This window comes from Psychrobacter piechaudii (assembly GCF_900162825.1).
Classification (GTDB): domain Bacteria; phylum Pseudomonadota; class Gammaproteobacteria; order Pseudomonadales; family Moraxellaceae; genus Psychrobacter; species Psychrobacter piechaudii.
On record NZ_FUGE01000262.1, the window covers coordinates 1 to 247 of the forward strand.

Genomic DNA, 247 nt, shown 5'->3' on the forward strand with positions numbered 1-247 from the left:
TGGGGGTTAATTTATCTTTGCCCATGTTACGCCAAGGCAGTCCACTGATTAAGGCATTAAATTGTTCACGGTTGATGCTGATGCCAGTTTGAGTGGTGGCAAGCGGCTTGGTTAAGCCATGAAATTTATTGTCATCGAGCTGACGGCTACAAAGCCATACGCCAAGCCCATCATGAATGAATACTTTTAGGCGTGTGCCTGCTTTGTTGTAAAACAGGTAGGCACAGTGAGGGCGAATGCTTTGGTG

The 247-nt window shown here is 46.6% G+C and carries 1 protein-coding gene; it reads right to left on the minus strand.

Annotated features, from left to right (window positions below; genetic code table 11):
- On the minus strand, positions 1-247 hold a 247-nt coding region (gene tnpB / locus A1019T_RS12730; protein WP_077452081.1), incomplete at both ends, for an IS66 family insertion sequence element accessory protein TnpB.